Genomic DNA, 26,789 nt, shown 5'->3' on the forward strand with positions numbered 1-26,789 from the left:
CCGCACGTCAAACCCGCCGCGCCAGATGACGGATCGCACCGAGTTGCGCCAGCCGCGGCCCGGCCAGCTTGTAACCCTTGCGCTGATACAGGCGCGCTGCGGGATTGTCGACGAACACACGCAGTTGCAGTTCGCGCAGCCCGCGCTCACGCGCCCACTGGTGAGACATATCCAGCAGATAGGTGCCGGCGCCGAGCCGTCTGTATCCCTCCGCGATCTGTACGTCACGAATATGCAGCGAATCGCCTTCCTGCGTGATACGCAGCACGCCTATCGCCTTGCCGTCCATTTCGAGAATGAAATTCTCCGACTCGCGCCAGCTGCCGAGAAACAGGTCGCCGCGCCAGACGAGATGATGCCGCTGGTAGTAGCCGCCCATGTTGCCGTGAGTCAGCGCCTCGGCGAACTCAAAGTCGTCCATGCTGGCTTTGCGGAGATGAAACGGTGACGGAGCTTCGGTTGGATCGAACATGGCGGCGCGGCGAAGAGAAGTCGGATAAACGGTAAAACAGCCCGCGCGCGCTGGCAATGGCTGTTTGTCCGGGCACGGCCGGCGGAAACGTCAGCGGAAACAAAAAAGCCCACTTCTTGCGAAGTGGGCTTTCCGAAATCTGGCGGAGCGGACGGGACTCGAACCCGCGACCCCCGGCGTGACAGGCCGGTATTCTAACCAACTGAACTACCGCTCCAGATTTTCACACTGATCACGCAAGGAACAAGCAAGCTTGCTCCTGCTGCACCGTTCAACTTCTTACCGAACGACGCCGATGTTCTGGCGTCCCCTAGGGGATTCGAACCCCTGTACTCACCGTGAAAGGGTGATGTCCTAGGCCTCTAGACGAAGGGGACAACGTACTGCTTACACCTTTAATGAAAAAGCCCGTTCAGGTTTGCATGAACGGGCTTTGTCTGGCGGAGTGGACGGGACTCGAACCCGCGACCCCCGGCGTGACAGGCCGGTATTCTAACCGACTGAACTACCACTCCAGTCTTTACATCCTGGCTTGCGAGCGTCGGTTAATTCTCTGCAAGCTGCGCTGCTTTGGCGCGAGTCGTTCAACGACTCCGAACACTAAAGCGACGCTGATGTATGGCGTCCCCTAGGGGATTCGAACCCCTGTACTCACCGTGAAAGGGTGATGTCCTAGGCCTCTAGACGAAGGGGACATAATCTTTTCAGATCTGTCTTTAATTGCTGCTGACTAAAATAAACTGGATTTAAACTACTTGCCAGTTATTTACTGCGTCAACCGCAAAGACCGCTATTTTAACTACGCTACTGCTGTTTGTGAAGTCTTTTTTGCTACAAGTTCCACGGTTTGGAACGACTTCACACTGCTCTGATGGTGGAGGTAAGCGGGATCGAACCGCTGACCTCTTGCATGCCATGCAAGCGCTCTCCCAGCTGAGCTATACCCCCTTGCAGAACAGAAACGAGATTCTAGAGGCCAATCTGCGCTTTGTAAATACCCTTTGAGCAATTGCATGCGACTTTTTTCTCAAGAGGCATGCAATCCATCTCAACGCGCCCGCGAATGCGCCCGGACGCTCTCACGCGCCTCAGGCGAGCGCCTTCTCGATACGGCTCACCACGACTTCGCGACCAAACAGCATGAGCACCGTGTCGATAGACGGCGTATGCGTGGTGCCCGCCACCAGCAGACGAACCGGCATGGCCAGTTGCGGCATCTTCAGCTTGTGCGCGGAAAGGGTCGCTTTGAGCGCGGCGGCAATCGCCTCTTTGGTCCATTCCACGGTCTTCAGCACCGTGGCCAGCTCGCCCAGCGCCGGGCGCACTGCGTCGGTGACGTGTTGGGCGAGCGCTTCAGCCTCCGGAGCGGGCGTGCGATAGAACATTGCCGCGTTCTCCGCAATTTCCTTGACCGTGGACGCGCGATCCTTCAGCAAGCCGACCACCGCCGGCAGGTCTGCGCCCTGCGCGACGCTCGCCTCCTCCACGCCCAACTCGGCAAGGAACGGCCGTACAAGGCCGGCAAGGCGCGCGTTATCTGCTTCCTTGATGTAATGCGCGTTGAGCCAGTTCAGCTTGTCGTGGTCGTACTGCGCCGGGGATTTGCCCAGATGCTCGAGATCGAACCATTCGACGAACTGCTCGCGCGAAAAAATCTCGGCGTCGCCATGCGACCAGCCGAGGCGCGCCAGATAGTTCACCACCGCCTCGGGGAGGTAGCCTGCGTCGCGATAACCCATCACGCTCATCGCGCCGTGACGCTTGCTCATCTTTTCGCCCTGCTCGTTGAGCACGGTCGGCAAGTGCGCGTACACCGGCGGTTCGCCGCCGAGCGCGCGCAGAATGTTGATCTGCCGCGGCGTGTTGTTCACGTGATCGTCGCCGCGAATCACGTGGGTGATGCGCATGTCCAGATCGTCGACCACAACGCAGAAGTTGTAAGTCGGCGTGCCGTCAGGCCGCGCGATCACGAGGTCGTCGAGCTCCTCGTTCGAGATTTCGATGCGCCCTTTCACCGCATCGTCCCACGCCACCACGCCGGTGAGCGGATTGCGAAAGCGCAACACCGGCTGCACGCCGGCCGGCGGCTCGGGCAGCACCTTGCCCGGCTCCGGGCGCCACGTGCCGTCATAACGCGGCTTTTCGCCTGCTTCACGCTGACGCTCCCGCAACGCGTCCAGTTCCTCAGTGGACATGTAGCAGGGGTACACGAGCCCCGCGTCGCGCATCTGTTGCAGCACTTCGCGGTAACGGTCCATGCGCTGCATCTGGTAGAACGGGCCCTCGTCGAAATCGAGGCCGAGCCATTCCATGCCTTCCAGAATCGCGTTGACGGATTCAACCGAGGAGCGCTCGACGTCGGTGTCCTCGATCCGCAGCACGAAGGTCCCCTTCATCTTGCGCGCGAACGCCCACGGATAAAGCGCGGAGCGGATGTTGCCGAGGTGAATGAAGCCGGTGGGACTGGGTGCGAAGCGGGTGCGAACGGAGGTGGTCATTAGCGTTACTCGAAGACGGGCGCCGGCGCCGGGCAGACAGCGCCTCTGAAGCGCGGCAGCGAACCGTGCCCGGACGGCAGAACGACTGCCATGAATGGACACGAGGGAATAAAAACAAGAGCCGAATTATACCTTTCGCGCGCGGCCGCCCTGCCCTCGTCCAGATGGCTAATCACGGCCCCTTCACGGCGCCTTCACGGCGTCGTCCGGCGCCGCGCGCGACGGTGCAACGTTTCATTACGGCCCGCCGCGGCGGCGCCGCTTTGCATTATGATGTGCGCGCGCTGGGGCCTGCACGCGGCCCGGCGCGGATGGAACCGCCAATTCGGTTGCCTCGCCCTTGCCTGATCGCGGCCGCCTGCGGCGCTCACTGCGTCGCTTACGCCGTTGCTGGAGAACTCGTTGAAACCTTCGTCGCCTCGTCACGGCCGCCGCCATTTTTCGCTCGCGGCCGCCTCCGCGGTACTCGCCGCCTGCACCACGGCGGGCAGCAAAACCGACGGCCAGTCGTCGTCGAATAAAGGCACCGCCGCGCCCGCAGCCAATACGCCGCCGCTCGACAAGCCGCAGCGGCCGCTGCGCGTTGCCCTCGCGCTCGGCGGCGGCGCGGCGCGCGGCTTCGCGCACATCGGCGTGATCAAGGCGCTGGAGGCGCGCAACGTTCAGGTGGATCTGGTGGCCGGCACGAGCGCCGGCTCTGTGGTCGGCGCGCTTTACGCGTCGGGCATGAACGGCTTTGCGCTGAACAAGCTCGCGCTCACCATGGACGAAGCGTCGATCAGCGACTGGGCCATGCCGTTTCGCACGCGGGGCTTTTTGCAAGGCATCGCATTGCAGAATTATCTGAACACCACGCTCAACAACCGGCCTATCGAAAAGATGGTCAAGCCGCTGGGGGTCGTCGCCACCGACCTGAAAACCGGCCAGCCGATTCTTTTCCAGCGCGGCAACACGGGCGTCGCGGTACGGGCGTCATGCAGCGTGCCGTCCATCTTCGAGCCGGTGAAGATCGGCGGTCATGAATATGTGGACGGCGGCCTCGTGAGTCCCGTGCCGGCGTCGTTTGCGCGCAAGATGGGGGCGGACTTCGTGATCGCGGTGGACATTTCGCAGCGCCCTGAAAGCGGTCTCACGGCCAGTTCGTTCGACGTGCTCATGCAGACCTTCACGATCATGGGCCAGACGATCAAGGCGTACGAGCTCGACAAGTATGCGGACATCGTGGTCCGGCCGAACCTCGCGGCTATGAGCGGCAGCGACTTCTCTCAGCGCAACGCCGCGATTCTCGCGGGTGAAGAAGCCGTCGCCAGGATCATGCCGGAGTTGCAACGCAAGCTGGCGGCGAGCCGGGCGGCTTAGGGCGGCTTAGGGCGGCTCGGGGCGGCTGGGGCGAATTAGGGCGGCTCGTGACGGATCAGAGCGGTGTAACGAGGCTCAGCTCGGCTCAGTGCGGTTCAGGACCGAGGGCCGCGCTAATCGGCGGCTCTTGAAGTAGCCCACACGCCAGCCGCGCAAACGCAAAAAAGCCTGCTTCTTACGAAGCAGGCTTTTTTGGTCTGCGCGCCAGAACCGCCGGCCGGCAAAAATCAGTTATTGCCGCCGATAGTCGCGTTCACGCGCTTGCGCAGATCTTCGCCGCCCTGATACGACGTCTCGATGCGACGCGCGCCGGTGAAGCGTTTTTCCCAGTAGCCGTCGTCCATGTCGTCGACACGGATCGTGCTGCCCGTGGACGGCGAATGCACGAACTTGTTGTCACCGATATAAATGCCGACGTGCGAGAAGGTACGGCGCATCGTATTGAAGAACACCAGATCGCCCGGCTTCAGATCGCTCACGCGGACCTTTTCGCCGACGCGGCTCATTTCTTCGGCACGGCGCGGCAGAGCCATGCCCAACGTGTCCTGGAACACGTAGCGGACAAAACCGCTGCAATCGAGCCCCGAATCCGGCGTATTGCCGCCCCAGCGGTAGCGAACGCCGATCATGTTCAGCGCGCCGACCACCACGTCGCCCGCTTTGCCGGCCATGCCGGAGAGGAATGACCGGGCGCCGCTTTCGGTATTGCCGGAGAGCGCTTGGGTACTGGAGGAAGAGGACGAGGAATTCGCCGTGTTGCTCGGCGAAAAAGAGGCATTCTGATTGAAACTGCTTACTTCGTCGGCGAAAGCGCCGGGAGCTGCTGCGATCAAGACGCCAATGAACATCCCGGCGACGGCGCGCGTGCAAGCCTGGGTCAGATTTCTGTGCTGCATTGGTCGGTAGTTTTTGCTAAAGAATCAGGAGTCTACGGAAAAAAGTTTGGTCGATACTAGCCAGTAAGTATTCACGTGTCAAAACAAATAGAAAAATACAATCGAGACACGCACCCAATTGGTGAAAGGGTGAAAAATCAATGGTCCAACGCGGCTTTCAGGAGCTTTCGAGTGTAGGGGTGCGACGCCGTCGCAAAGATCTTCTCAACGTCTCCACTTTCGACGATAGAACCGTTTTGCATGACCGCGACGCGATGCGCCATCGCCCCGATCACCGCGAGATCGTGGCTGATGAAAACGAAGCCGAGGTTGTACTTCTGTTGCAACCCGGCGAGCAGTTTCAGCACTTGCTGCTGGATCGAAACGTCCAGCGCGCTGGTCGGCTCGTCGAGCACCAGAATGCGCGGCTCGACCACGAGTGCGCGCGCAATGGCTATGCGTTGGCGCTGCCCGCCCGAAAACTCGTGCGGATAGCGCAGCAGCGCGGTGCGGTCGATGCCGACTTCGCGAAGAACGGCAAGCACCTTGTCGCGGCGCGCTTGCGGCGACATCTGCGGGCGGTGCAGCGCCAGTCCCTCGCCGACAATCCGCTCGACAGTCTGCCGCGGCGAAAGCGAGCTGAACGGGTCCTGAAACACCACCTGCATGTGCGAGCGCAACGCCGTCTGCTCCACGCCGCGGTAGCTGCCCAGCGCCCTGCCCTGAAACTCGATTTCGCCATGCGCGGTGCGCTGCAGGCCGAGCAGCGCCATGGCCAGCGTCGACTTGCCCGAGCCCGATTCGCCGACAATCCCAAGCGTCTCGCCCTGCCGCACCGAAATGTTCGCATCGGCGACCGCCCGGAACCGCCCCGAGCGAAACCAGCCGGCAAATCCGGGCAGCTTCGTCTTGAAATCGACGGACACCTCGCGGGCTTCGAGAAGCACCGGCGCAATAGGCAACACCGGCACGACCGTGCGCTGTGGCCGGCTAGCGAGGAGCCGCTGCGTGTACGGATGCTGCGGCGACTCGAATACCTGCGCCACCGGTCCGCTTTCGACCAGCACGCCCTTTTCCATGACCGCGATACGCTCGGCAAAATTGCGCACGAGGTTCAGGTCATGGGTGATGAGCAGCACCGCCATGCCGCGCTTTGCCGCCTCGTCGCGCTGCAGTTCGAGCAGCAGTTCGACTATCTGCGCGCGAATCGTCACGTCGAGCGCGGTGGTCGGCTCGTCCGCGAGCAGCAGACGCGGCCGGCACGCCAGCGCCATCGCGATCATCGCGCGCTGCCGCTGCCCGCCGGAGAGTTCGTGCGGGTGACTGTTCACGCGCTTGCCCGGCTCGGGAATGCCCGTGCGCCCGAGCAGCGCGACCGCGCGCTTGCGGCCTTCGGTTGCCGACACGCCGTCGTGCACGACAATCGTCTCGGCAATCTGGTCGCCTACCGTGTAGAGCGGATTGAGCGCGGTCATCGGCTCCTGAAAGATCATCGCGATGTCCGAGCCGCGCAGGCCGCGCATCTCGCGCTCGGTTTTGGCGAGCAGATCCTCGCCGTCGAAACGGATCGAGCCGCTCACCTGCGCGTCGCTCAACAGGCGCAACACCGACAACGCCGTCACACTCTTGCCCGAACCCGATTCGCCGACGAGCGCGACGCGCTCGCCGCGCCGGATCGTCAGCGTGACGTCGTTGACGGCGACCGTTTCGCCGAAGCTCACATGAAGATGATTCAGCTCCAGCAGCGGCACCGCAGCCCCTGCTGCCCCACCTTCATGCGGCTGATTCGCTTGCCGTTGCGCTTGCTCTCGCGCTTGCCCTTGCGTGCTCACTGATTTCCTCCTGCGCGCATCGCGTCGGAGATGCGGGTGTCGAGCGCGTTACGCAGTGCGTCGCCCATGAAAGTCAGCAGCAACAGCATCGCGACCAGCACCCCGAAGGTGGACAGCGAGATCCACCACGCGTCGAGATTGGCCTTGCCTTGCGCGAGCAGTTCGCCAAGACTGGGTGTGGGCGAAGGCACGCCCAGGCCGAGAAAGTCGAGACTGGTGAGCGCGAGAATCGCTCCGCTCATGCGAAACGGAAGGAATGTGATGACCGGCGTGAGGCTATTGGGCAGCACATGCCGCCACATGATTTGCCAGTTCGACAAACCCATGGCCTTCGCCGCGCGCACATAGTCCTGCTGCCGGTTGCGCAGAAATTCGGCGCGCACGTAATCCGACAACCCGATCCAGCCGAACAGCGAGAGCAGCACGATAAGCAGAATGAAACCCGGCTCGAAGATGGACGAGAAGATGATCAACAGATAAAGCTCAGGCATCGCGCTCCAGATTTCTATCAGGCGCTGCCCGACGATATCCGTACGTCCTCCGAAATAACCCTGGACCGCGCCCGCCGCAATACCGAATATCGTGCCGATGAAGGTCAGCACGAGCCCGAATTCCACCGAAACACGAAAGCCGTACAGCAGCCGCGCAAACAGATCGCGGCCGCGGTCGTCGGTGCCGAGCCAGTTCTCGCGCGAAGGCGGTGCGGGGTTGGGCGCCTTCGAAAAATAGTTGAGCGTGTCGTAGTAGTAATGATTCGGCGGATACACGGCGAAGTTGCCGGGCGCACTGAAACGCTGCCTGATGTAGGGGTCGAGATAATCCGCCGGCGTCGGAAAATCGCCGCCGAACGTGGTTTCGGCATAGGTGCGAAAAAGCGGAAAATACAAATGCCCGTCGTAGCGCACCACGAGCGGCTTGTCGTTCGACCACAGCGGCCCCGCCAGGCTTGCCACGAAAGCCGCAACGAACACGATCAGGCTCCAGTAGCCAAGCCGCTGCTGACGAAACCGCTGCCACACGCGGCGCGCGGGCGAAGGCGAGACGAACGCGCGCGCGGGCTCCACGCGGGCTGCTGCATCGGCTGAGAGGCGGGCTCGATTCATCAGCGCTCCAGTTGTTCGAATTGGATGCGGGGGTCGACCCACACGTAGCAAAGATCGGAAACGAGCTTTGTCGCAAGACCGATCAACGTGAAGAGATACAGCGTGCCGAGCACCACTGGATAGTCGCGCCGCACGACCGATTCATACGACAGCAGACCTAGACCGTCGAGCGAGAAAAGCGTCTCGATCAGCAGGCTGCCCGTGAAAAATGCGCCGATGAAGGCCGCGGGAAAGCCGACGATCAGCGGCAGCATCGCGTTGCGAAACACGTGTTTCCATAGCACCCGTTTCTCCGAAAGACCTTTCGCGCGCGCAGTCAGCACATACTGCTTGCGAATTTCGTCGAGGAAGGCATTTTTCGTCAGCATCGTGACGACCGCGAAACTGCCGATCACGGAGGCGGTGATCGGCAATGCGATGTGCCACAAATAATCGAGAACCTTGCCTACCACACTCAATTGCGCCCAGTTATCCGACGTGAGGTTGCGCAGCGGAAAAAGCTGCAGGAACGTGCCCCCGCCGAACAGCACCAGCAGCAGCACGCCGAGCACGAAACCCGGAATGGCGTAGCCGATCAGCACAACGAGACTCGTCGCGACGTCGAAGCGCGAACCGTTGCGCACGGCTTTGGCAATGCCGAGCGGCACCGAGATCAGATAGGTAAGAAAAAACGTCCATAAGCCGATGCTGATCGACACCGGCAGCTTCGACACGATCAGCGACCACACGCTCTGATGGCGGAAATAGCTCTGCCCCAGGTCGAACGTCGCAAAGCGCTTGAGCATCAGCATGTAGCGCTCGAGCGGCGGCTTGTCGAAACCGTACAGCGCCTTCAGTTGCGCAATCTGCTGCGCGTCCACCCCGTTGTGCGAGCGCAGACCGAATGGCACCGCGCCCTCGGCGCCCTTGCGCAGTTCGTGCTGCATCTGCTCGACAGGGCCGCCAGGCACGAACTGGATCACGACGAAAGTCAGCGTCAACACACCGAGCAACGTCGGAATCATTAGCAACAGGCGTTTGAGAATGTAGCTCCACATGGCGGGCGTTCCGTTGCGAGGGCGGTGATTGGATGACTATAGCGCGCGGCTTGCATGCAGCAGATCACTGCGACTGAGCACGGTTCGCCTGTTGCGGCTGTGCGAACCACCATGTCGACGTGATCCAGCCTTCGGCCCCATAGTACAGGGGCAGTGTTGCCGGCCACGCCAGCCCGCGCTTGAATGCCACACGGTGCGTCGCGCTGTACCAGTGCGGCACGGCGTAGTAGCCGTGCATCAGCACGCGATCGAGCGCATGCGTCGCATCGAGCAGTTGCTCGCGCGTCTGCGCCTGCACGAGCGCGCGCAGGATCGCGTCCACCGCAGGCGACTTCAATCCAATCACGTTGTCCGAGCCATGAGTGTCCGCCGCCTTGCTGCCGAAGCGCTCGATCTGTTCGGAGCCCGGCACCTGCACGTCCGGCATGCGGATAGTCGTGGTGTCGAAGTCGAATGCGTCGAGGCGCTTCTGGTACACCGCGTAATCGGCGACGCGAAATGTCGCGGTTATCCCGAGCTTCTGCAGGTTGCGGATAAAGGTCGCGACAATCGGCTCCATTTGCGCGGCCGAACCCGAGTCGTCGAGTATTTCGAACTGAAACGGTTCGCCCTTGGCATTACGCAGCGCGCCGTCGCGGTAGGTCCAACCGGCCTCTTGCAACAACGCACGCGCTTGCAGCAGATTCGCGCGCAACGAGCCGGGCGGATCGGTGTCGGGCTGCTTCGGCGGCGGGCCGAACACCGCGGGGTCGAGCTTAGCGCGCCACGGTTCGAGCAGCGCCAATTCGCCTGGCGACGGCAGGCCCTTTGCCTGCAGATCCGTGTTGGCAAAGAAACTGTCGATGCGCGTGTACTGATTGAAGAACAACTGCCGGTTCAGCCACTGGAAGTCGAGCGCGAGATCGAGTGCCTTGCGCACGCGCACGTCCTGAAACAGCGGCCGCCGCGTGTTGAGCATGAAGCCCTGCATGCCCGTGCCGTTGTGTTGCGGGAACACTTTCTTGATGAGCTCGCCGCTGTCGAACTTCTTGCCCACGTCGCGCCGCACCCAGTTGCGCGCCACATATTCGACAAGGGCGTCGTATTCGCCGGCCTTGAAGGCCTCGAGCCGCGCGACGCTATCGGAGTACAGCTTGTAGACGATGCGATCGAAGTTGTACATGCCGACGCGCACTGGCAACGCCGCTCCCCAGTACTCCGGATTGTAGCGATAGGTAATCGTACGCCCGTTGTCGTAGCTTTCGATCAGGTAGGGGCCACTGCCAATCGGCTTTTCGAACGCCATTTGATCGAATGGAATGCGACTGCCGTCGGGCTTCATCCCCCATTTGCGAGAGAACACCGGCATGCCGCCCGCAAGCAACGGCAACTCGCGATTGCGTTGCTGGAAATCGAACCGTACCGTGTGCGCATCGACGACAACCGCGCGCGTGATCTGCCCGAAGATCGACATGAATTGCGGCGCGGCCTGCGGACTCTTGAGCGTGTCGAGCGAGTACTTGACGTCGTCTGCCGTAACGGGGTCACCATTCGAGAAACGCGCACGCGGGTTGATATGGAAGGTGGTCGACAAGCCGTCGGCCGCGACCTTAATGTCGTCGGCGAGCAGCCCGTATGCGGAGGCCACTTCGTCGCTGCTGCCCGTCGTCAGACTCTCGAACAGCAGGTCCACGCCGGGCGCCGTGTTGCCGCGCAACGTGAACGGATTGAATTTGTCGAAGCTGGTCAGACGGCTCGGATTGGCCAGCACGAGCGTGCCGCCCTTCGGCGCATCCGGGTTCACGTAGTCGAAATGCCTGAAGTCCGCCGGATATTTCGGCTCGCCGTATTGCGCGATGGCATGGACCGCGTGAGCCGATGGCGCCGCAAACAGACCCGCGGTGACGAGCACACCGCACAGCGCCGCGACGCCTGCTGTGCGCGATGAACCTGACACGACCGCCCTACCGACGCCCGAGAGCCTGCGAACGACACGTTGAAGTGCACGAGGCGATGGAACCCGTCGCGAGCCAGTTGTCATAAGCGCCTTGGTGTCATTGGACAATTCGTGGTGAGGGGATTCTACCCAATAAATCCACCTGAACCGTAAGCCCACACGGCTGCCAGGCCGACTGGCGAAGCCATGAAAAAACCGCCCTTTCGGGCGGCCTCTGTCTTCGCTGATGAATCTTTGCTGCGGCTCAGTGCCAGCCGCGACCGTGATCGTAGTGATCGCGGCGATAGTCGTAACGACCCGGCGGATGATGACGGTACCAGTCGTCGCGCGCCCAGTAGCGACGGCCGTCCCAATAGCGGTCGCCGTGCCAGCCGATCACGATGGCGGGAGCGCCGTAATAGACGGGCGCGGGCTGGTACACGACCGGCGGCGGAGGCGGCGGAGGCGGGGCATAAACCGGAGCCGGCGCCACATAGACGGGCGCGGGAATGCCGATATTTACGCCGATGTTGACCCCGCCGGCCATTGCTGCACCTGACGCGCTCAACGCTGCAGTCCCAAGCAGAAGCAGAACAAAACGAGCGGACTTCATCGATCACCCTTGGAAGAATGTGTGGTTGGCGGAAATATAGCGCAAGGCGGCGCGCGGCGTATTTCAACTTTGTAATAACTGATGCATAAGATCGCAGCCGGGGCGAGAGGTTACTTTCCGTTACATTCCTGCGATGGCATCGGAACCGACGTAGCGACTAAGCGAGGCTGTGCAACGGTTGCAGCTCCAGGACATCAATTGCGTGGAAATAACGGAAATTAGTTCGGAACCCGAATCAAGATGAACTCCGCGTCGCCGCCCGCATGAGTATTGCCGGCGGTTGTCATGTCACGCAAATTCATCAGGTACGGCTACCTAATCGCGCGCCCATATCGCCCGGACCCGTGTGGGTGCCCAGATGCTCGCCAGCGCATTGCAAACGCCGACATATCGCACCTCCTGTTAGACGGCAAACACCGAGGTGAGATTTTTTCCTGGGCTTATCTGGAGCGGCTTGCGAAGGCCGAGCGACGATCAACGATGTGCAACGCGCTTCTCGAACGCGAGCCGCGTCCACGTGACGCCGGCGCGCCGGTTGCCTGGCTGAACCGAAGGCATCAACAATTGCAGCACGGGTTCAAGACCCGAGGCACTCGCAAGCCCGATTGTCTCCCGCGCGCAGACTTCGAACACGCGGCGCCCCGCGGGGGCAGGTCCATGACGAAGAGACATGATCAACCTTCCGCCATCCCGTAGCAGACCGCTCACGCGCGGCATCGCGCGGCAACGCTGCTCGCGATCCAGGTGCATCCACACAGCAGTGAGCATCACCAGATCAAATGTGTCCTGTCTTGAGCCGACGATCGCGAGATCGGGCAGGCTGTCGTCGATCCACTCGACGCGCGACGACCGATGCAGATCGCTGGCCGCGCTGCGCAGTTCGTCTACGGGTTCCACGGCAACGACCGCGTGTCCCATCGCGGCCAACGCCGCTGCATCGGTTCCGACTCCAGCGCCGACGTCGAGAACGCGGGACGGCACGGTTGGCAACAGGTGCAAAACCGGCGCATGACGATCTGAGAATGAAATGCCCCGCCACTGACGGATAAGCACGCCCGCCTCTTCCGCGTAGCCTTCCGTTCCGCTGGCGTTAGTGGACATTGCTGGACCTCACGTAGTGCACGTAACCGCACAGGTCGATTTGCTGCCACCGGGCAAACGTGCAGTGCACGCCGCGTCAGGGCAAACGAAGGGCCACGGCCGGCCACGGGCGGCCGGGCGTTACTCCGGCTGCTATGCGCGCGCCACTGTGTCGGGCGATTTCTCCGACCATACGCTGGCGAGTGACGCGCACCTTCACACCTGAAAGGCAGGCGCCCGTGGGTTGTCTATTGTGCGCCAATTTCGCGGGGGCGTGGCGAGTGCGCGTTGATCGCGCGTTGCGCTTAGTGGCCGCTTATCGAAGTTCTCATCGACTTGTTATTGAGCCTTTGTTCCGCTCGTATTCAGCTCCTATTGAGCGCCTACCGATCCCTTATCGAACGCGCGCCGCCACTGCATCACTATGCGTCGCCGCCTTGCGCGAGTATCAGATCCAGCGCACCGGAGACGATCGACCTGGCAAGCGCGGGTTCATCGACGCAGCGTGCCAGCGTGACCGCGCCGACGATAGTCGCGACGATGCCCAGCGCGAGCGTTTCGTTCCTGCCCGCAAGCGTCTGCGCTATCTGCGACGCGAGCGCGTGCACATAGCTCGTCAAGCCTTCGCGCACTTCGGGCACCGCATGACGCGCCTCGCCGGCGAGCGAACATAGCGCGCAGCCCGCACCGGGATTCTTGATATGACGATCGCTGAGGAACAGCTCGGCGATCACCTGCAACGGTTCTTTCTTCGCGGAGCCACCCGCACCTGCCGCTGACATTGCGTGGGCAACACGTTGTTCGCTCTGCTCCAGTGCGTATTGCAGCGCCTCGACGATCAACGCGTCACGCGACGCGAAGTGTCCATAGAACGCGCCATGCGTCAGGCCGGCTTGCCGCATGGTGTCGGCCACGCCGAGCGCGTTGATCCCCTCTTCCCGAATTTGCCGCGCGGCTGTTTCCAGCACACGCTGACGGCTCTCTGCCTTTTGCGCCTGTGAATAGCCCATTTACGTCACCTCTTGACATTCTGCATGACGAGCATAATACTGAAAATGTGCATGATGATCAACATGCAGAATGTCAGGAAGAGGATATCCCAAGGAGATGTCCGCATGCGGCGGCGAATTCGCCGTTCAACCGTTTCAGGCGCCAGGCGGCGCCGGTGAAGGAGAGAAATGATGCGTTTCACAGGAAAAACTGCGTTGATAACCGGTGGCAACAGCGGCATTGGTTTCGTGACGGCGAGGCGGCTGATTGCCGAGGGCGGACGTGTGGTGATCACCGGACGTGATCGCGCCAAGCTGGACCAGGCCGTCGCGGAGTTGGGTGAAAACGCGCTGGGCGTGCAGGCCAATCTGGACAACGAAGCTGAAATCGAAGCACTGTTCGAGCAGATCAGGAGTACGTTCGGTTCGCTCGATATCGTGTTCGCGAACGCCGGCATTTCGGGCCCGACGCCGCTCGGCAACACCAGGGCCGCCGCATTCGAGGCCATCTTGCGCACCAATCTCACGGCAGTGTTTCTGACCGTGCAAGGCGCGTTGCCGCTGATGAGCGCGGGTGGTGCCGTCGTGTTGAACGGCTCGGTGATGCGCGAGCTCGGCTCACCGGGATCGTCGGCTTATTCCGCGACCAAGGCGGGCATCACCGGTATGGCGAAGGTGTTCGCGTCGGAGCTCGTGGAGCGTGGAATACGAGTAAACACCGTCATTCCTGGAGGCACGCGCACGCCGATCTGGACACGCGGCGCACGCGAAGGCGCGACGCTCGAAGGCACCGAGCAGGCACTTGGCCCGCGCATTCCGATGGGACGTCTTGCGACGCCGGAGGAGGTGTCGGCAGCGGTGCTGTTTCTCGCCTCGGATGACGCCTCCGGCATGACCGGCGCGGAGATCGTCGTAGATGGCGGGACGACCGGTGCGCCGTGGGGGTCGACGGTTTTCCGGAAGGTGTGAGCGATGCCTCGATGAGTTCGTCTGATGCTCGCGGTAAATGGGGCGTCAGATGCTGCTTAATGAGGAGAGTGCGTGTCGTTATCGTGAAGGTGGATTCGCGATCGATGTCATCGTGAGCCAGAAAAACAAAAACCCCGTAAGTCTTTAAACTTACGGGGTTTCGCCACCATCACTGGCGGAGACGGAGGGATTCGAACCCTCGATCCAGGTTTTGGCCCAGATGCTCCCTTAGCAGGGGAGTGCCTTCGACCTCTCGGCCACGTCTCCCAAACTTTCGCTCGCGCAGGGAGTCAGCGCGACGAAGCCAAGATAATAGCGGCCCGAACCGCCAAGGTCAATGTCTGACGAACGCTTTTTTGTGCCAATTTCGTCATTCATGGAGATTTTCTGACCGGGCCGCGCCAGCACGCATCAACGAATGGAACGCTCCTGTACGCCCCGCCGTTTCACAGCGAATTACGCCTGGTCCAGTTCGAAAGCCTTATGCAGCGCGCGCACTGCGAGCTCCATATACTTTTCGTCGATCAGTACTGAAATCTTGATTTCGGAGGTCGAGATCATCTGAATGTTGATGCCCTCTTCCGACAGCGTGCGGAACATCGTGCTGGCAATGCCCACGTGCGAACGCATACCCACGCCCACCACCGACACCTTCGAAACCTTGGGATCGCCCAGCACCTGCTCGGCCTGCACGTGACCCTTCACCTGATTCGTGAGAATGTCCATGGCGCGCTGGTAGTCGCCGCGGCCCACGGTAAACGTGAAAGCCGTTTTGCCCTCCACGCTCTGGTTCTGGATGATCATGTCGACGTCGATGTTCGCGTCCGCCACCGGGCCGAGAATCTGGTACGCGATGCCCGGCTTGTCGGGCACACCCATCACGGCGATGCGAGCTTCGTCGCGCTGAAACGCGATGCCCGAGATGACTGCTTTTTCCATGGTCTCGTCTTCTTCAAAAGTAATCAGGGTGCCCGACTTCATTTCAGCGTCGAGCGGGATGAGCGGATCGGTCAGGCTCGACAGCACGCGCGTCTTCACCTGATATTTGCCGGCGAATTCCACCGAGCGGATCTGCAGCACCTTGGAACCCAGGCTTGCCATTTCCAGCATTTCTTCGAACGTCACGCGATCGAGCCGGCGCGCCTCTTCGACCACGCGCGGGTCGGTGGTGTACACGCCGTCGACGTCTGTGTAAATCAGGCACTCGTCGGCCTTCAATGCAGCCGCGACCGCAACCGCCGACGTGTCAGAACCGCCGCGGCCGAGCGTAGTGATGTTGCCGTCAGGGTCGATGCCCTGGAAGCCCGTGATCACCACGACCTTGCCTGCGTCGAGATCGCGCAGCACGCGCTCGCCGTCGATTTCGCTGATGCGCGCTTTGGTGAACGCGCTATCCGTTTTGACCGGCACTTGCCAGCCGGCATAGCTGACCGCTTCGACGCCGGCTTCCTGCAACGCGATGGCGAGCAGCCCTGAGCTGACCTGCTCGCCTGTTGCGGCGATCATGTCGAGTTCGCGCGGGCTCGGCTGCGTCGTAATCTCTTTCGCGAGGCCGAGCAAGCGGTTGGTCTCGCCGGACATTGCCGAGGGCACGACCACCATCTTGTGGCCGGCCTTGTGCCATTTCGCGACGCGCTTGGCGACGTTCTTGATGCGCTCGACCGAGCCCATCGAAGTGCCGCCGTATTTATGTACGATGAGTGCCATTGTCGTTCTGAACTGGAGGAGAAACCGCGCTGGCGCGCTCGCGACGACCGCACAAAAGCACAGGGGCGCAACGTCTTGTGAACGGCGGCAAAGTGTGTGGCGGCGTAGATGCAGCGCGCGTGCAACACGCGCGGATTTGCCCGTGATTGATCGCTAATGGCTTACCGGGAAACTCGGATCACGATCGGAAAACCGACAAAAGCGACGGCAAAAGCGGGGCGGGCAAACAAGTTAACGTACCCGATCGGACGCAAAAAGACAAGCCGCAAAGGCCGCGGCGGCGCCTCGGGACATGCCTGCAAAGCGTTGCTGGGACTGAACGCGCGCCGCGTTTGGGCGTGTCCAGCCCGAATCTTCGAGCCGATCACTCGCGCCCTATTTGCCCTGCCCCTAGCCCCGCCCCTTGCCTCGCTGCGCAGGCGGCGACCGGCCGTTCAGGCAATCAGCAAGTCTTCGTGCCAGCTAATCGACACCAGCGCCTCGTTCGGCGCAACGTCCGAGGGCAAGGCCGCACGATTGAGGCCAAGCAGCGGCACGAACAGCAATTCGTCGCCGCCATAAAGCAAGGGAACATCGCGCTTCCACGCTGCAATGCCGCGCTCCTGAAACAGGTTCTTGAGCGTGCGGCTGCGCGCGCCGGGTGCGTCGCTTGTCCGCATGCGCTCGCCGCCGCGACGCGAGCGAGCACTCAGCAACGCACGCTGCAACACGCTGACGGGAATCGCAGCTTCGCGTGCGGCGGGATCGGCATGCGACGCGTCGAGCGCCTCGAACACGAAAGTGCCACGCCATTGCGGTACGCGCCACGTCGCTTCGCCGTTCCATGCAAGCTCGCTTGCCTCGCGCTGCGGAATCGCGGTTTCGTCGGCGGGATCACGGCTGTCGCCCGCCTCCCAGTACACCACGCCGCGATAGCAGCGCAGCGCCTGCCCGGCATGATCGACGCGCAGACGATGCCCCTCCCCGCTCGCCCCCACTTCGCGCAGTTGCCGCAGCGCATCGCCAAGACGCGCGCTCGACGCCGGCATGAAGCCTTGCGAACGCATCCAGTAGCGCAGCAGGTTGAGCGCGCGCTCGTCGTCCAGTGCGATGAGCGCGTGGTGCGAGAGCGCGCGTCCTTCGTCGCGTGATGCGAGTTCCAGATCGATGCGCGCCAGTTCGTCGAGCAGCCGCTGTGCTGATGCCGCATGCGACGCGGTGCGCGCAAGTGCATCGCGAAAACCGGGAAAGTGAATCGCCAGCGTAGGCGTCACCTCGTGACGCAAGGCATTGCGTGCATAGCGCGTGTCGGCGTTCGATTCGTCGTCGATCCAGCGCAGGTGGCGTGCGTTTGCATACTGCTCGATCTGCGCGCGCAGCAAATGGAGCAACGGCCGCACGCGCACCGCCGCTGCGCCGGCGGGCGCGAACTCCGTTGGCATTGCCGCGAGACCCGCGAGGCCGGCGCCGCGCAACAGTTGCAGCAATACCGTTTCCGCCTGATCGTCCGCATGCTGCGCGAGCCACAGCGATTGAATGCCGTGCGCTGCGCACAGCGCGTCCAACGCCTGGTAACGTGCGTCGCGCGCCGCGGCTTCTACGCTCACGCCGACATCGCGCGACACCTCGACATGACGAGCCGCAAACTCGACGCTGCGTTCGCGCGCGAATGCCTCGCAGTGCGCGAGCCACGCATCGGCATTCGGGCTCAGGCCGTGATGAACATGAAACGCGATGCAACGCGATGCACCCGCCACGCGCACTGCGGCGTCGAGCAGCACGCCGGAATCGACGCCGCCGCTGAATGCCACCGCCACTCGCGCGTGGGAGGGCAGCGCGGCAAAAGCAACGCCGACCGCTTCGAGAACGAGGCGGTCGGCGCTTGATTGGGCAGAAGTGGTCACGTCGTTAGCGCAGTGGCATCGGGATGCGTTGCGCCGATAGACAAAAGAGAACGCGCGCGGGCTCAGGCACCCGGCGTCGTTTCCTTGAATTTGCCGTACGCCATCAGCCGTTCGAAACGGCGTTGACGCAAGTCATTGATGCTCATGCCCTGGAACTGACGCAGCGAATCGGCGAGCGCCCGACGCAGCAGCGCAGCCATGCCCTTCGGGTCGCGATGCGCGCCGCCGAGCGGCTCGTTGACGATCTTGTCGATCAGTCCGAGCGCTTTCAGCCGATGTGCGGTGAGGCCGAGGGCTTCCGCCGCTTCCGGCGCCTTGGCGGCGCTCTTCCACAGAATCGATGCGCAGCCCTCCGGCGAAATCACCGAATAGGTCGAGAATTGCAGCATCAGCACACTGTCGCCGACCGCAATGGCGAGCGCGCCGCCCGAACCGCCCTCGCCGATGATCGTGGCAATCAGCGGCGTTTTCAGTTCGGCCATCACATACAGATTGCGCCCGATAGCTTCCGACTGCCCGCGCTCTTCGGCACCGATACCGGGGTAGGCACCGGGCGTGTCGATGAACGTGAAAATCGGCAAGCTGAACTTTTCGGCCAGACGCATGAGCCGCTCGGCCTTGCGATAGCCTTCGGGACGCGGCATGCCGAAGTTGCGCAGCGCGCGCTCCTTGGTATCGCGGCCTTTCTGGTGACCGATCACCATGCAGGCCTGGCCGTTGAACCGTGCCAGACCGCCGACGATAGACAGGTCGTCCGCATAATTGCGGTCGCCGTGCAGTTCGTGGAAGTCGGTGAAAAGCTCGTTCACGTAGTCGAACGTGTACGGGCGCTGCGGATGACGGGCGATTTGCGAAACCTGCCACGGCGTGAGGTTCGCGTACAGATCTTTCGTGAGTTGCTGGCTCTTCTTGGACAGCCGCTCGATCTCTTCCGAAATATCGACGGCCGAATCGTCCTGCACGAAGCGCAATTCTTCGATCTTCGCTTCGAGTTCAGCGATCGGCTGTTCGAAATCCAGAAACGTGGTCTTCATTGGTTTTAATCCTTGGACTTACCGGCAGCGCGTATTCTAACCGCGCTCGCCGCTGTCAAAACCACTTCTCAACTATCAATATTGAACAGTTGATAGTTTCAAAAGCGGCATGCCTCTTTGTTCTGTCAGTAGTCGACCGGCAACGGGTCAAGGCTACGCCACATATACCAGGTGGCGACCGTGCGCCACGGCTCCCAGTTCGCAGCGACCTCGCGCGCTTCGCTGCGCGTGACCGGCTCGCCGCTGAAGTAATTGACGCTGATGGCGCGGATCAGACCGAGGTCGTCGAGCGGCAGCACGTCGGGACGCGAGAGGTTGAAGATGAGGAACATCTCCGCGGTCCAGCGGCCGATGCCGCGAATCTGCGTGAGTTCGGCAATCACCGCCTCGTCTTCCATCGAGCGCCATTTGCCTACGTGCAACGCGCCTGAAACGAAATGCTGCGCGAGGTCGAGCACATACTCCGCCTTGCGTCTGGACAAACCGCACGCCGTCAGCTTTTCCTGACCCAGCTTGATGAACTGCTGCGGCACGAGCTTTGGACAGGCAGCCGCGACTTTCGCCCACACGGCCTGCGCGGACGCCACCGAAATCTGCTGGCCGACCACCGAACGCGCGAGCGTGACGAACGGATCGCCGCGGCTTAGCAGATGCACGGGGCCGAACTTCGGAATCAGCTTTTTCAAAATGCGGTCGCGCTTGACGAGGTCGGCGCACGCCTTGTCCCAGTAATCCGGGCGCGTTGCTTCAGGCGTCAGGCCGCCGATCTGCACCGGCACGGCGACCTCGCTTACGCTCGCCGTCTCGCCGCCCGCCGCAGATGACGACGCGCGCGTCTTGCGCACGATCTCGGCTTCCTGGCCACCTTGCGTCTTCGGGACACGCGCGAGTTCTTGCACGTCGCCCGCGAGTTCCGCAGGCAATGCACCATTGCCGCCGATGCCACTCGTGCCCTTGCCGCGCGAGGTCTTCACAGACGATGTCTTTGCGCGCTTCGCAGCGGCGTGAGACGTAGGTGCGGATGCGCCATTGAGCACGCGCTTGGCGGCGGCTTTCTTCGCCGCGCCAGCCGCGTTCTTCGTGCCCGCTCCCACGCCTTTCGACGATGCTGCCTTCACCGCGCCGCTTGCCTGACGCGCCGACGTTCGGGTCGACTTTGCCGCGGCTGCCGCGTTTGTTTGAGACGTGGCTCGTTTAGCCGGCGTCTTCGTGGCCGTTGCCATCCTGCCTCCTGCCTGGCGAGTCGTTCAGAGGGAAGTACGAGGTGCGCTCACACGCGCCGCCACTCGGTCAACCCGCCGGGTTTGTCTTCAAGTGCAACGCCGGCCTCGAGCAATTCGGCCCGGATCCGGTCTGCTGCCGCATAGTCCTTCGCCTGCTTCGCGGCCACACGCTCGGCGATCTTCGCTTCGATCGCGGCGGGCTCGAGAGCGCCTTGTACCGCGGCGCCCGCTGCCTGCTGCAGGTATGCACGCGGCTCGCGCCCGAGCAGCCCGAGCACTGCACCCAGCGAGCGCAATTGACGGGCCAGCGCGGGGTCGCGCGTGCGGTTCACTTCTGTTGCCAACTCGAACAACACCGAGACCGCAACCGGCGTGTTGAAGTCGTCATTCATGGCTGCCTGGAATCGCTGCGCATGCGCTTCGTTCCAGTCGAGCGCGGCGCCGTCCGGCGTCACGTCCTTGAGCGCCGTATAGAGGCGGCCCAGTGCGTTGCGGGCGTCGTCGATATGCACGTCGCTATAGTTCAGCGGCGAACGGTAATGCGCGCGTGCGATGAAAAATCGCACGACCTCGGCATCGTACTGCGCCAATACCTCGCGAATCGTAAAGAAATTATTCAACGACTTCGACATCTTCTCATTGTCGATCTGCACGTAGCCGTTGTGCATCCAGTAATTCACGAACGGTTGACCCGTCGCAGCTTCGCTTTGCGCGATTTCGTTTTCGTGGTGCGGAAACTGCAGATCCTGGCCGCCGCCATGAATGTCGAAATGTTCGCCGAGCAACGTGCAGCCCATTGCCGAGCATTCGATATGCCAACCAGGACGGCCGCGCCCGTACTTCGAGTCCCAGCCGGTGTCGGCCGGTTCGTCGGCTTTCGACTGCTTCCACAGCACGAAGTCGAGCGGGTCTTCTTTTGCGTCGTTCGCGGCGACGCGCTCGCCCGCGCGCAGGTCTTCGAGCGATTTGCCGGAGAGCTTGCCGTAGCCTGCGAACTTGCGCACCGAGTAGTTCACGTCGCCGTCTTTGGCCTGATACGCGTAGCCGTTCGCCTCGAGCTTCTCGATCATGCCGAGCATCTGCGGGATGAAGTCGGTCGCGCGTGGCTCGAGGTCGGGCCGCGCGATGCCGAGCGCGTCCGCGTCTTCATGCAAGGCATGGATGAAGCGGTCGGTCAGCGACTTGATAGTCTCGCCGTTTTCGACAGCGCGACGGATGATCTTGTCTTCGATGTCCGTGATATTGCGCACGTACGTCACCTGATAGCCGAGCGCGCGCAGCCACCGCTGCACGATGTCGAACACGACCATGACACGCGCATGACCGACGTGACAATAGTCGTACACGGTCATCCCGCACACGTACATCCGCACGACGCCGGGTTGGAGGGGCACGAAGATTTGCTTGTCACGCGCGAGCGTGTTGTAGATGCGCAGTGATTCCATAGAGAACGGTGCGTGGGCCGAAAGAAATCCGCCATATTTCATGCGTGCCGCCTTCTGAACCGGAAGGCGCAGACGTACTGTTGGCTGACTCGGCCGGGCTTTGTACAGAATATTGCCCGGCAGTCGACACACGCACAACAGCGACTGTTGAAACACGCACAGCAGCGAACCGATGCACCTCGTGCGGCGGTCAGACTGCAATCACGGCGGAGACGACCACGAGTGGCGAAAAGACAGCCGGCGGTTCGACGGAACGCGCAGACCTTTTGTTAGAATGGCTCGGAGTATAACATCCAGACCCGAGCCTATGAAACCTTCCAGCGGCCGCGCGCGCAGCGCTGCGACCCTCGCCGCGACGGCGTTTGGTGGCCCCGCCGGCGCCCCCTCCGGAGCCCCCTCAGGTGCATCCAAAGGCGCCTCCACAGGTGCACTGTCAGGCGCACTTGCGGGTGCGTTGAATCGAGCCTCGCGCGATGCCTCGTCCGGCGCATCGAATCGTGCACCGTCCGGTGCCTCGCCTGCTGCCTCTGCTGTTGCCTCCGCTGTTGCCTCTGCTGTTGCCTCCGCTGTTGCTTCATCCGACGCCCGCTTCAATGCCTCAGCGGGCGGCTCGATGCACGGCTTCACGCAAGGCGCGCGCAGCACCATTGCGCGCAGGCTTGTGCGCGCCGTCGCCATGGCGCTCGCGCTCGGCATGCTGCCAGGCGCCGCTGCCTTTGCGCAAAAAACGCCCACCATGCCACAAGGCCCTGCGGTGCGCGACAACACGCCGGAAATCGACGCGTCCATTGCACAGAAAGACTGGCAAGCGTCCTTGACGCAGCTCGATGCGCGCATCGCGTCGAATCCGCGCGACGCCCAGGCAAAGTTTAAACGCGCTACCGTGCTTGCGCATCTGAACCGCGACGACGAAGCGATCAGCGCGTTCACCGAACTCACGCAGCTGTATCCGGAGTTGCCGGAGCCGTACAACAATCTGGCCGCGCTGTACGCGAAACATGGCCGCTATGTCGAAGCGCGTGCCGCGCTCGAAACCGCAACCAAGGTCAACCCCGGCTACGGTCTCGCTTACGAGAATCTGGGCGATCTCTATCTGCGCATGGCCAACGAAGCCTACCGGCGCGCGCAGAGCCTCGGCAAGACGAGCGCGGCGACCACGCAGCGGATTGCCGACATCCAGAAGATCGTGGCACCGCCCAAGCCGGGCAAGGCGCCTAAACGGGCCGCTGCCGCACCCGAAAACTACACGCCCGGCACGACCGCCAACATGACGCAAACGCCGAGCTTCCAGTACGGCGGCGCAAACGGCTCGCTCGCCATGCCGCCTTACATGGCGCCCTCGCAATAACGCGGTAACGCGGCCACTGACGCCGCCCTGTTGCTGTCATACGTTTTTTCCAACCCTGAGGATTTTCATGAAATGGTTGATGTTGGCGCTCGGCAGCGCCGCCCTGATCGCGAACGCTCCCGCGTTCGCCCAGTCCGGTTCGCAAGCCGCGCATCCGTCCGTCCTCCTCAAGACGTCGGAAGGCGATATTCGCGTCGAGCTGTATCCTGAGAAAGCGCCCAGGACGGTTGCGAACTTTCTCGACTACGTGAAGTCTGGGCAGTACAGCGGCACGATCTTTCATCGCGTGATTCGCGGCTTCATGATTCAGGGCGGCGGCTACACGCAGAGCTTCGCCGAGAAGCCCACGCGCGCGCCGATTCCGCTCGAAAGCCGCAACGGTCTGAAGAACAGCGTGGGTACGCTCGCGATGGCACGCACGAGTGACCCGAACTCGGCCACCGCGCAATTCTTCATCAACACCGTGGACAACGCGGGCCTCGACTATCCGAATCCGGACGGCAACGGCTACGCGGTGTTCGGCAAGGTCACGAGCGGCATGGACGTCGTCAAGAAGATCGAAGCTGCGCCGACCACCACGCGCGGACCGATGGGCGACGTGCCGCAAAAGCCGATCGTGATCGAATCGGCTAGCGTGGTCGGCAGCAAGTGAAGCACAGGTCGAGAACAAGAAAGGAACAGGTAACGCAAGCGTAGAAGCGTCACACTCACGCCCCCGCGCGGCCGCCGTCACCCGCATGACAGTGCGCGGAACGTTCCATCAGCGCACGACGGCGTGCCGCGTTCTCTCCACCCACCCGTTCATCAAAGGATTCCATCATGGTTGAACTGCATACGAATCACGGCGTCATCAAACTCGAACTGGACGCCGAGAAGGCACCGAAGTCGGTTGAGAACTTCCTCAACTACGTGAAGGCCGGCTATTACGACAACACGGTGTTTCACCGCGTGATCGACGGCTTCATGATTCAGGGCGGCGGCTTTGAGCCCGGCATGAAGCAGAAGCCGACGGCCGAGCCGATCAACAACGAAGCGAACAACGGTCTGAAGAACGTGAACGGCTCCATCGCGATGGCGCGCACCAACGACCCGCATTCGGCGACGGCGCAGTTCTTCATCAACGTGAACGACAACGACTTCCTGAACCACTCGTCGCCCACGCCGCAAGGCTGGGGCTATGCGGTGTTCGGCAAGGTCGTCGAAGGCATGGACATCGTCGAGAAGATCAAGAAGGTCAAAACGGGTTCGAAGGGCTTCCATCAGGACGTGCCGGTTGACGACGTCGTGATCGAAAAAGCCGTGATCGTCGACTGATCGCGCACGCGCCTTCACTAAAAGCTGAAAGACAGGCACCTTCAATGCTGCAAGAAACGCCGCTGCGAAGCGTCGCTGCGGGCGTGCCTGGCGAGGGCCAACGCCCGCACGCCGCACGCCCGTTTTTGTTCCTCTCCGACATTCATTTGAGCGAGGCGATCCCGCGCACGGTCGCCGCGTTCGAACACTTCATTCGCGTCACCGCAGACCAGGCCGACTCCGTTTTCATTCTCGGCGACCTGTTCGAGTACTGGATTGGCGACGACATGCTGGCCGAGCCGTTCGCAGCGCGTATGGCCGCGCTGCTGCATACGCTCACCGAGCGCGGCATTGCGCTTTACATCATGCACGGCAACCGGGATTTTTTGCTGGGCAAGCGCTTTATGAAAGCGGCCGGCGCGATCTGGCTGCCCGACCCGATTGTGATTACCGCATTCGGTACGCGGGTCGCGCTCGCACACGGCGACCGCCTGTGCACCGCCGATCGCGGTTATCAGCTATTCCGCCGATTCGCGCGCATTCGTCTTGCGCAGTTGCTGTTTCTCGCTTCGCCGCTTTCGTGGCGTCAGGCGCTCGCGGAGAACATGCGGGCAAAGAGCGAGGACGGCCGAATGCGTCCTGTTTCGCTGAAGTACGACGTGACGCCCAAAGGCGTCGCAGCTTTGTTCAAGTGGTCGAAAGCGGCCACGATAATTCACGGGCACACACACCGCCCCGCGCGTCATCGGGAACCCGGCGGCATACGCTGGGTGCTGCCCGACTGGGACCTCGATCACGGCGAACGGCGCGGCGGCTACCTGCGTATCGACGCTGAAGGGATCAGGGCGTTGCCGCTCGATTGAGCGGGATGCTCGCTAAGCATCATTCAGCGTCGAGGCGCTCCGATGTGATCTGCCGCGACGGTGTGCCACGCGCCTTCATCGCACGCGGCAATGCGCCCGCTTCATGCATTCAACGCGCCGTCACGGCCCCGTCCACCTTGCCCGCGATCGCCGCGGACAGACGCCGCAAATCGAGCAGCGCTGCGTCGGCGCCTTGCAGTCCCTCGAGACTCGTGCCCAGATGCTCGAGTGCCATCACGATCTCGTCGATGCGCTTTGCTTGCGTCGCCGCATGATCGATCAGCCCGTGGATAGCCAGCGACACAGGGTCGTCCGCATTTGGTGTAATGCCGTATGCGCAGAACGTGCTGCGCCGCTCGCTTGCGGCCTTGCCGCCCTCACTCTCGCGCGTTTCGCCAGTGGACGACGGGCATTCCACCGCAGCGCCCTCGGACGCTGCGCTCGCGCGGCCATTGGCAACCGCTGCGGCTTTTGCCACGACCGTGGCAGCCGAAACCGCCGCAGCAGCCGCCACGGAGCCCGGCGCGGCCCGTGACGCGGCTCCTGACGCCGAAGCCAAAGCGGCTCCGGCACCGGCAGCCGAACCGACACCGGAGGCCGCCGCAGGCACGATGATCCGCGCGGGATTGCCGACCGCCGTGCCGCCGGCCGGCACAGGCTTCGTCACCACGGCATTGGAGCCGATCTTCGCATCCGCGCCGATCGTGAAACCGCCGAGCACCTTTGCGCCCGCGCCGACGATCACGCCGCGCTCGAGCGTCGGGTGCCGCTTCGCGCCGCGCGTGAGCGACGTGCCGCCAAGCGTCACGCCCTGGTAGATCGTGCAATCGTCGCCGATCTGCGCGGTCTCGCCAATCACGACACCCATTCCGTGATCGATGAACACGCGCCGCCCGAGCGTCGCGCCCGGATGAATTTCGATGCCGGTCATGAAGCGCGCCATCTGCGAAATGAACCGCGCGAGCCAGCGGCGCCGCGCCTGCCAGCATGCATGCGCGAACCTGTGCAGCACCAGCGCATGCAGGCCCGGATAACACGTGAGCACTTCCCAGGCACTGCGAGCGGCGGGATCGCGCTCGCGGATCGTGGCAATGTCTTCGCGAAGTCTCGTGAACATGGCAGGGACGATGTGTTGTGGGGAAAAAGGCCGCATGCGGACGACGGCATGCGCGCGTGCAGGGCTGCCGTATAGCAGGTCGGCAGCTTTGCTTAGAACGTTTCGAGGATTGTAGGACGGTTCCCTAAAACCTG

22 protein-coding genes and 6 tRNA genes are annotated in these 26,789 nt (G+C 62.5%); 6 read left to right on the plus strand and 22 right to left on the minus strand.

Annotation, left to right across the window (positions count from 1 at the left end; translation table 11 throughout):
* Positions 1-7: 7 nt before the first annotated feature.
* The 7 genes from F757_RS0122435 to gltX all read right to left on the minus strand — a co-directional run bounded on the left by F757_RS0122435 (position 8) and on the right by gltX (position 2,970).
* On the minus strand, positions 8-472 hold the full coding sequence (locus F757_RS0122435; RefSeq protein WP_013588836.1) for a GNAT family N-acetyltransferase: 465 nt from the start codon (positions 470-472) through the stop codon (positions 8-10).
* Positions 473-612: 140 nt separating this feature from the next.
* Positions 613-689, minus strand: a tRNA-Asp gene (locus F757_RS0122440).
* 84 nt (positions 690-773) lie between these two features.
* Positions 774-849 (minus strand) — tRNA-Glu (locus F757_RS0122445).
* A 61-nt stretch (positions 850-910) separates the two neighbouring features.
* Positions 911-987, minus strand: a tRNA-Asp gene (locus F757_RS0122450).
* 104 nt (positions 988-1,091) lie between these two features.
* A tRNA-Glu gene (locus F757_RS0122455) sits at positions 1,092-1,167 on the minus strand.
* 177 nt (positions 1,168-1,344) lie between these two features.
* Positions 1,345-1,420, minus strand: a tRNA-Ala gene (locus F757_RS0122460).
* 140 nt (positions 1,421-1,560) lie between these two features.
* Positions 1,561-2,970, minus strand: a complete 1,410-nt coding sequence (gene gltX, locus F757_RS0122465; protein WP_027213357.1) for a glutamate--tRNA ligase — start codon at positions 2,968-2,970, stop codon at positions 1,561-1,563.
* A gap of 402 nt (positions 2,971-3,372) precedes the next feature.
* Between gltX and F757_RS0122470 the strand changes: the two genes are divergently transcribed.
* The gene (locus F757_RS0122470; RefSeq protein WP_027213358.1) at positions 3,373-4,329 is read left to right on the plus strand and encodes a patatin-like phospholipase family protein; all 957 of its coding nucleotides are present in this window, start codon (positions 3,373-3,375) and stop codon (positions 4,327-4,329) included.
* A gap of 227 nt (positions 4,330-4,556) precedes the next feature.
* On the opposite strand, the gene F757_RS0122475 is transcribed toward F757_RS0122470, so the two are convergent.
* The 8 genes from F757_RS0122475 to F757_RS0122515 form a co-directional block, all read right to left on the minus strand.
* Positions 4,557-5,225 (minus strand): C40 family peptidase, encoded by a 669-nt coding sequence (locus F757_RS0122475; RefSeq protein WP_035467353.1) that lies wholly within the window; start codon positions 5,223-5,225, stop codon positions 4,557-4,559.
* Positions 5,226-5,362: 137 nt separating this feature from the next.
* Positions 5,363-6,955 carry an ABC transporter ATP-binding protein gene (locus F757_RS0122480; RefSeq protein ID WP_027213360.1) on the minus strand — a complete coding sequence of 531 codons (1,593 nt, stop codon included), beginning with the start codon at positions 6,953-6,955 and terminating at the stop codon, positions 5,363-5,365.
* Positions 6,956-7,032: 77 nt separating this feature from the next.
* Positions 7,033-8,139, minus strand: coding sequence for an ABC transporter permease (locus F757_RS0122485; protein WP_027213361.1), 1,107 nt, complete (start codon positions 8,137-8,139; stop codon positions 7,033-7,035).
* Positions 8,139-9,176, minus strand: a complete 1,038-nt coding sequence (locus F757_RS0122490) for a microcin C ABC transporter permease YejB (RefSeq protein WP_027213362.1) — start codon at positions 9,174-9,176, stop codon at positions 8,139-8,141. The genes F757_RS0122485 and F757_RS0122490 overlap by 1 nt, the downstream gene beginning before the upstream one ends.
* Positions 9,177-9,240: 64 nt before the next feature.
* Entirely contained in the window at positions 9,241-11,196 is a 1,956-nt protein-coding gene (locus tag F757_RS0122495; RefSeq protein WP_084530998.1) for an extracellular solute-binding protein, read from the minus strand.
* Positions 11,197-11,356: 160 nt separating this feature from the next.
* Positions 11,357-11,704 carry a hypothetical protein gene (locus tag F757_RS0122500; protein WP_027213364.1) on the minus strand — a complete coding sequence of 116 codons (348 nt, stop codon included), beginning with the start codon at positions 11,702-11,704 and terminating at the stop codon, positions 11,357-11,359.
* A 474-nt stretch (positions 11,705-12,178) separates the two neighbouring features.
* The gene (locus tag F757_RS0122510; RefSeq protein WP_027213365.1) at positions 12,179-12,805 is read right to left on the minus strand and encodes a class I SAM-dependent methyltransferase; all 627 of its coding nucleotides are present in this window, start codon (positions 12,803-12,805) and stop codon (positions 12,179-12,181) included.
* A 401-nt stretch (positions 12,806-13,206) separates the two neighbouring features.
* Positions 13,207-13,794, minus strand: a complete 588-nt coding sequence (locus F757_RS0122515; RefSeq protein WP_027213366.1) for a TetR/AcrR family transcriptional regulator — start codon at positions 13,792-13,794, stop codon at positions 13,207-13,209.
* Between the two features lie 171 nt (positions 13,795-13,965).
* Between F757_RS0122515 and F757_RS0122525 the strand changes: the two genes are divergently transcribed.
* Entirely contained in the window at positions 13,966-14,742 is a 777-nt protein-coding gene (locus F757_RS0122525; RefSeq protein ID WP_027213367.1) for an SDR family NAD(P)-dependent oxidoreductase, read from the plus strand.
* Between the two features lie 173 nt (positions 14,743-14,915).
* Here F757_RS0122525 and F757_RS0122530 read toward each other — a convergent pair.
* The 6 genes from F757_RS0122530 to cysS form a co-directional block, all read right to left on the minus strand.
* Positions 14,916-15,009 (minus strand) — tRNA-Ser (locus F757_RS0122530).
* Positions 15,010-15,198: 189 nt separating this feature from the next.
* Positions 15,199-16,449, minus strand: a complete 1,251-nt coding sequence (locus F757_RS0122535) for an aspartate kinase (RefSeq protein WP_027213368.1) — start codon at positions 16,447-16,449, stop codon at positions 15,199-15,201.
* A gap of 434 nt (positions 16,450-16,883) precedes the next feature.
* Positions 16,884-18,332, minus strand: coding sequence for a tRNA lysidine(34) synthetase TilS (tilS, locus tag F757_RS0122540; RefSeq protein WP_027213369.1), 1,449 nt, complete (start codon positions 18,330-18,332; stop codon positions 16,884-16,886).
* Between the two features lie 62 nt (positions 18,333-18,394).
* Positions 18,395-19,366: an acetyl-CoA carboxylase carboxyltransferase subunit alpha gene (locus tag F757_RS0122545; RefSeq protein WP_027213370.1), complete on the minus strand. Its 972-nt coding sequence runs from the start codon at positions 19,364-19,366 to the stop codon at positions 18,395-18,397.
* Positions 19,367-19,491: 125 nt separating this feature from the next.
* Positions 19,492-20,589 carry a DNA-3-methyladenine glycosylase family protein gene (locus F757_RS0122550; protein ID WP_027213371.1) on the minus strand — a complete coding sequence of 366 codons (1,098 nt, stop codon included), beginning with the start codon at positions 20,587-20,589 and terminating at the stop codon, positions 19,492-19,494.
* A 47-nt stretch (positions 20,590-20,636) separates the two neighbouring features.
* Complete coding sequence (gene cysS, locus F757_RS0122555; protein ID WP_027213372.1) at positions 20,637-22,034, minus strand: cysteine--tRNA ligase; 1,398 nt, start codon at positions 22,032-22,034, stop codon at positions 20,637-20,639.
* A gap of 613 nt (positions 22,035-22,647) precedes the next feature.
* Between cysS and F757_RS0122560 the strand changes: the two genes are divergently transcribed.
* The 4 genes from F757_RS0122560 (at position 22,648) to F757_RS0122575 (ending at position 25,538) form a co-directional block, all read left to right on the plus strand.
* A complete protein-coding gene (locus F757_RS0122560; protein ID WP_051376844.1) occupies positions 22,648-23,382 on the plus strand; it encodes a tetratricopeptide repeat protein in 735 nt (244 codons plus the stop codon).
* Between the two features lie 67 nt (positions 23,383-23,449).
* Positions 23,450-24,034 (plus strand): peptidylprolyl isomerase, encoded by a 585-nt coding sequence (locus F757_RS0122565; RefSeq protein WP_027213374.1) that lies wholly within the window; start codon positions 23,450-23,452, stop codon positions 24,032-24,034.
* Between the two features lie 167 nt (positions 24,035-24,201).
* Positions 24,202-24,696: a peptidylprolyl isomerase gene (locus F757_RS0122570; RefSeq protein ID WP_027213375.1), complete on the plus strand. Its 495-nt coding sequence runs from the start codon at positions 24,202-24,204 to the stop codon at positions 24,694-24,696.
* A 44-nt stretch (positions 24,697-24,740) separates the two neighbouring features.
* On the plus strand, positions 24,741-25,538 hold the full coding sequence (locus F757_RS0122575) for a UDP-2,3-diacylglucosamine diphosphatase (protein ID WP_027213376.1): 798 nt from the start codon (positions 24,741-24,743) through the stop codon (positions 25,536-25,538).
* A 109-nt stretch (positions 25,539-25,647) separates the two neighbouring features.
* Here the strand turns inward: F757_RS0122575 and cysE are convergent, their stop codons facing one another.
* The gene (cysE, locus tag F757_RS0122585) at positions 25,648-26,655 is read right to left on the minus strand and encodes a serine O-acetyltransferase (protein WP_027213377.1); all 1,008 of its coding nucleotides are present in this window, start codon (positions 26,653-26,655) and stop codon (positions 25,648-25,650) included.
* Positions 26,656-26,789 lie beyond the last annotated feature (134 nt).

The organism is Burkholderia sp. WSM2232, assembly GCF_000472545.1.
Classification (GTDB): domain Bacteria; phylum Pseudomonadota; class Gammaproteobacteria; order Burkholderiales; family Burkholderiaceae; genus Paraburkholderia.

Bases quoted from the DNA above. Each gene is read 5' to 3' on its own strand.
- F757_RS0122435 (WP_013588836.1), bottom strand. From the start codon at position 472: ATGTTCGATCCAACCGAAGCTCCGTCACCGTTTCATCTCCGCAAAGCC.
- gltX (WP_027213357.1), bottom strand. From the start codon at position 2,970: ATGACCACCTCCGTTCGCACCCGCTTCGCACCCAGTCCCACCGGCTTC.
- F757_RS0122475 (WP_035467353.1), bottom strand. From the start codon at position 5,225: ATGCAGCACAGAAATCTGACCCAGGCTTGCACGCGCGCCGTCGCCGGG.
- F757_RS0122485 (WP_027213361.1), bottom strand. From the start codon at position 8,139: ATGAATCGAGCCCGCCTCTCAGCCGATGCAGCAGCCCGCGTGGAGCCC.
- F757_RS0122490 (WP_027213362.1), bottom strand. From the start codon at position 9,176: ATGTGGAGCTACATTCTCAAACGCCTGTTGCTAATGATTCCGACGTTG.
- F757_RS0122495 (WP_084530998.1), bottom strand. From the start codon at position 11,196: ATGACAACTGGCTCGCGACGGGTTCCATCGCCTCGTGCACTTCAACGT.
- F757_RS0122500 (WP_027213364.1), bottom strand. From the start codon at position 11,704: ATGAAGTCCGCTCGTTTTGTTCTGCTTCTGCTTGGGACTGCAGCGTTG.
- F757_RS0122510 (WP_027213365.1), bottom strand. From the start codon at position 12,805: ATGTCCACTAACGCCAGCGGAACGGAAGGCTACGCGGAAGAGGCGGGC.
- F757_RS0122515 (WP_027213366.1), bottom strand. From the start codon at position 13,794: ATGGGCTATTCACAGGCGCAAAAGGCAGAGAGCCGTCAGCGTGTGCTG.
- F757_RS0122525 (WP_027213367.1), top strand. From the start codon at position 13,966: ATGCGTTTCACAGGAAAAACTGCGTTGATAACCGGTGGCAACAGCGGC.
- F757_RS0122535 (WP_027213368.1), bottom strand. From the start codon at position 16,449: ATGGCACTCATCGTACATAAATACGGCGGCACTTCGATGGGCTCGGTC.
- F757_RS0122545 (WP_027213370.1), bottom strand. From the start codon at position 19,366: ATGAAGACCACGTTTCTGGATTTCGAACAGCCGATCGCTGAACTCGAA.
- F757_RS0122550 (WP_027213371.1), bottom strand. From the start codon at position 20,589: ATGGCAACGGCCACGAAGACGCCGGCTAAACGAGCCACGTCTCAAACA.
- cysS (WP_027213372.1), bottom strand. From the start codon at position 22,034: ATGGAATCACTGCGCATCTACAACACGCTCGCGCGTGACAAGCAAATC.
- F757_RS0122560 (WP_051376844.1), top strand. From the start codon at position 22,648: ATGCACGGCTTCACGCAAGGCGCGCGCAGCACCATTGCGCGCAGGCTT.
- F757_RS0122565 (WP_027213374.1), top strand. From the start codon at position 23,450: ATGAAATGGTTGATGTTGGCGCTCGGCAGCGCCGCCCTGATCGCGAAC.
- F757_RS0122570 (WP_027213375.1), top strand. From the start codon at position 24,202: ATGGTTGAACTGCATACGAATCACGGCGTCATCAAACTCGAACTGGAC.
- F757_RS0122575 (WP_027213376.1), top strand. From the start codon at position 24,741: ATGCTGCAAGAAACGCCGCTGCGAAGCGTCGCTGCGGGCGTGCCTGGC.
- cysE (WP_027213377.1), bottom strand. From the start codon at position 26,655: ATGTTCACGAGACTTCGCGAAGACATTGCCACGATCCGCGAGCGCGAT.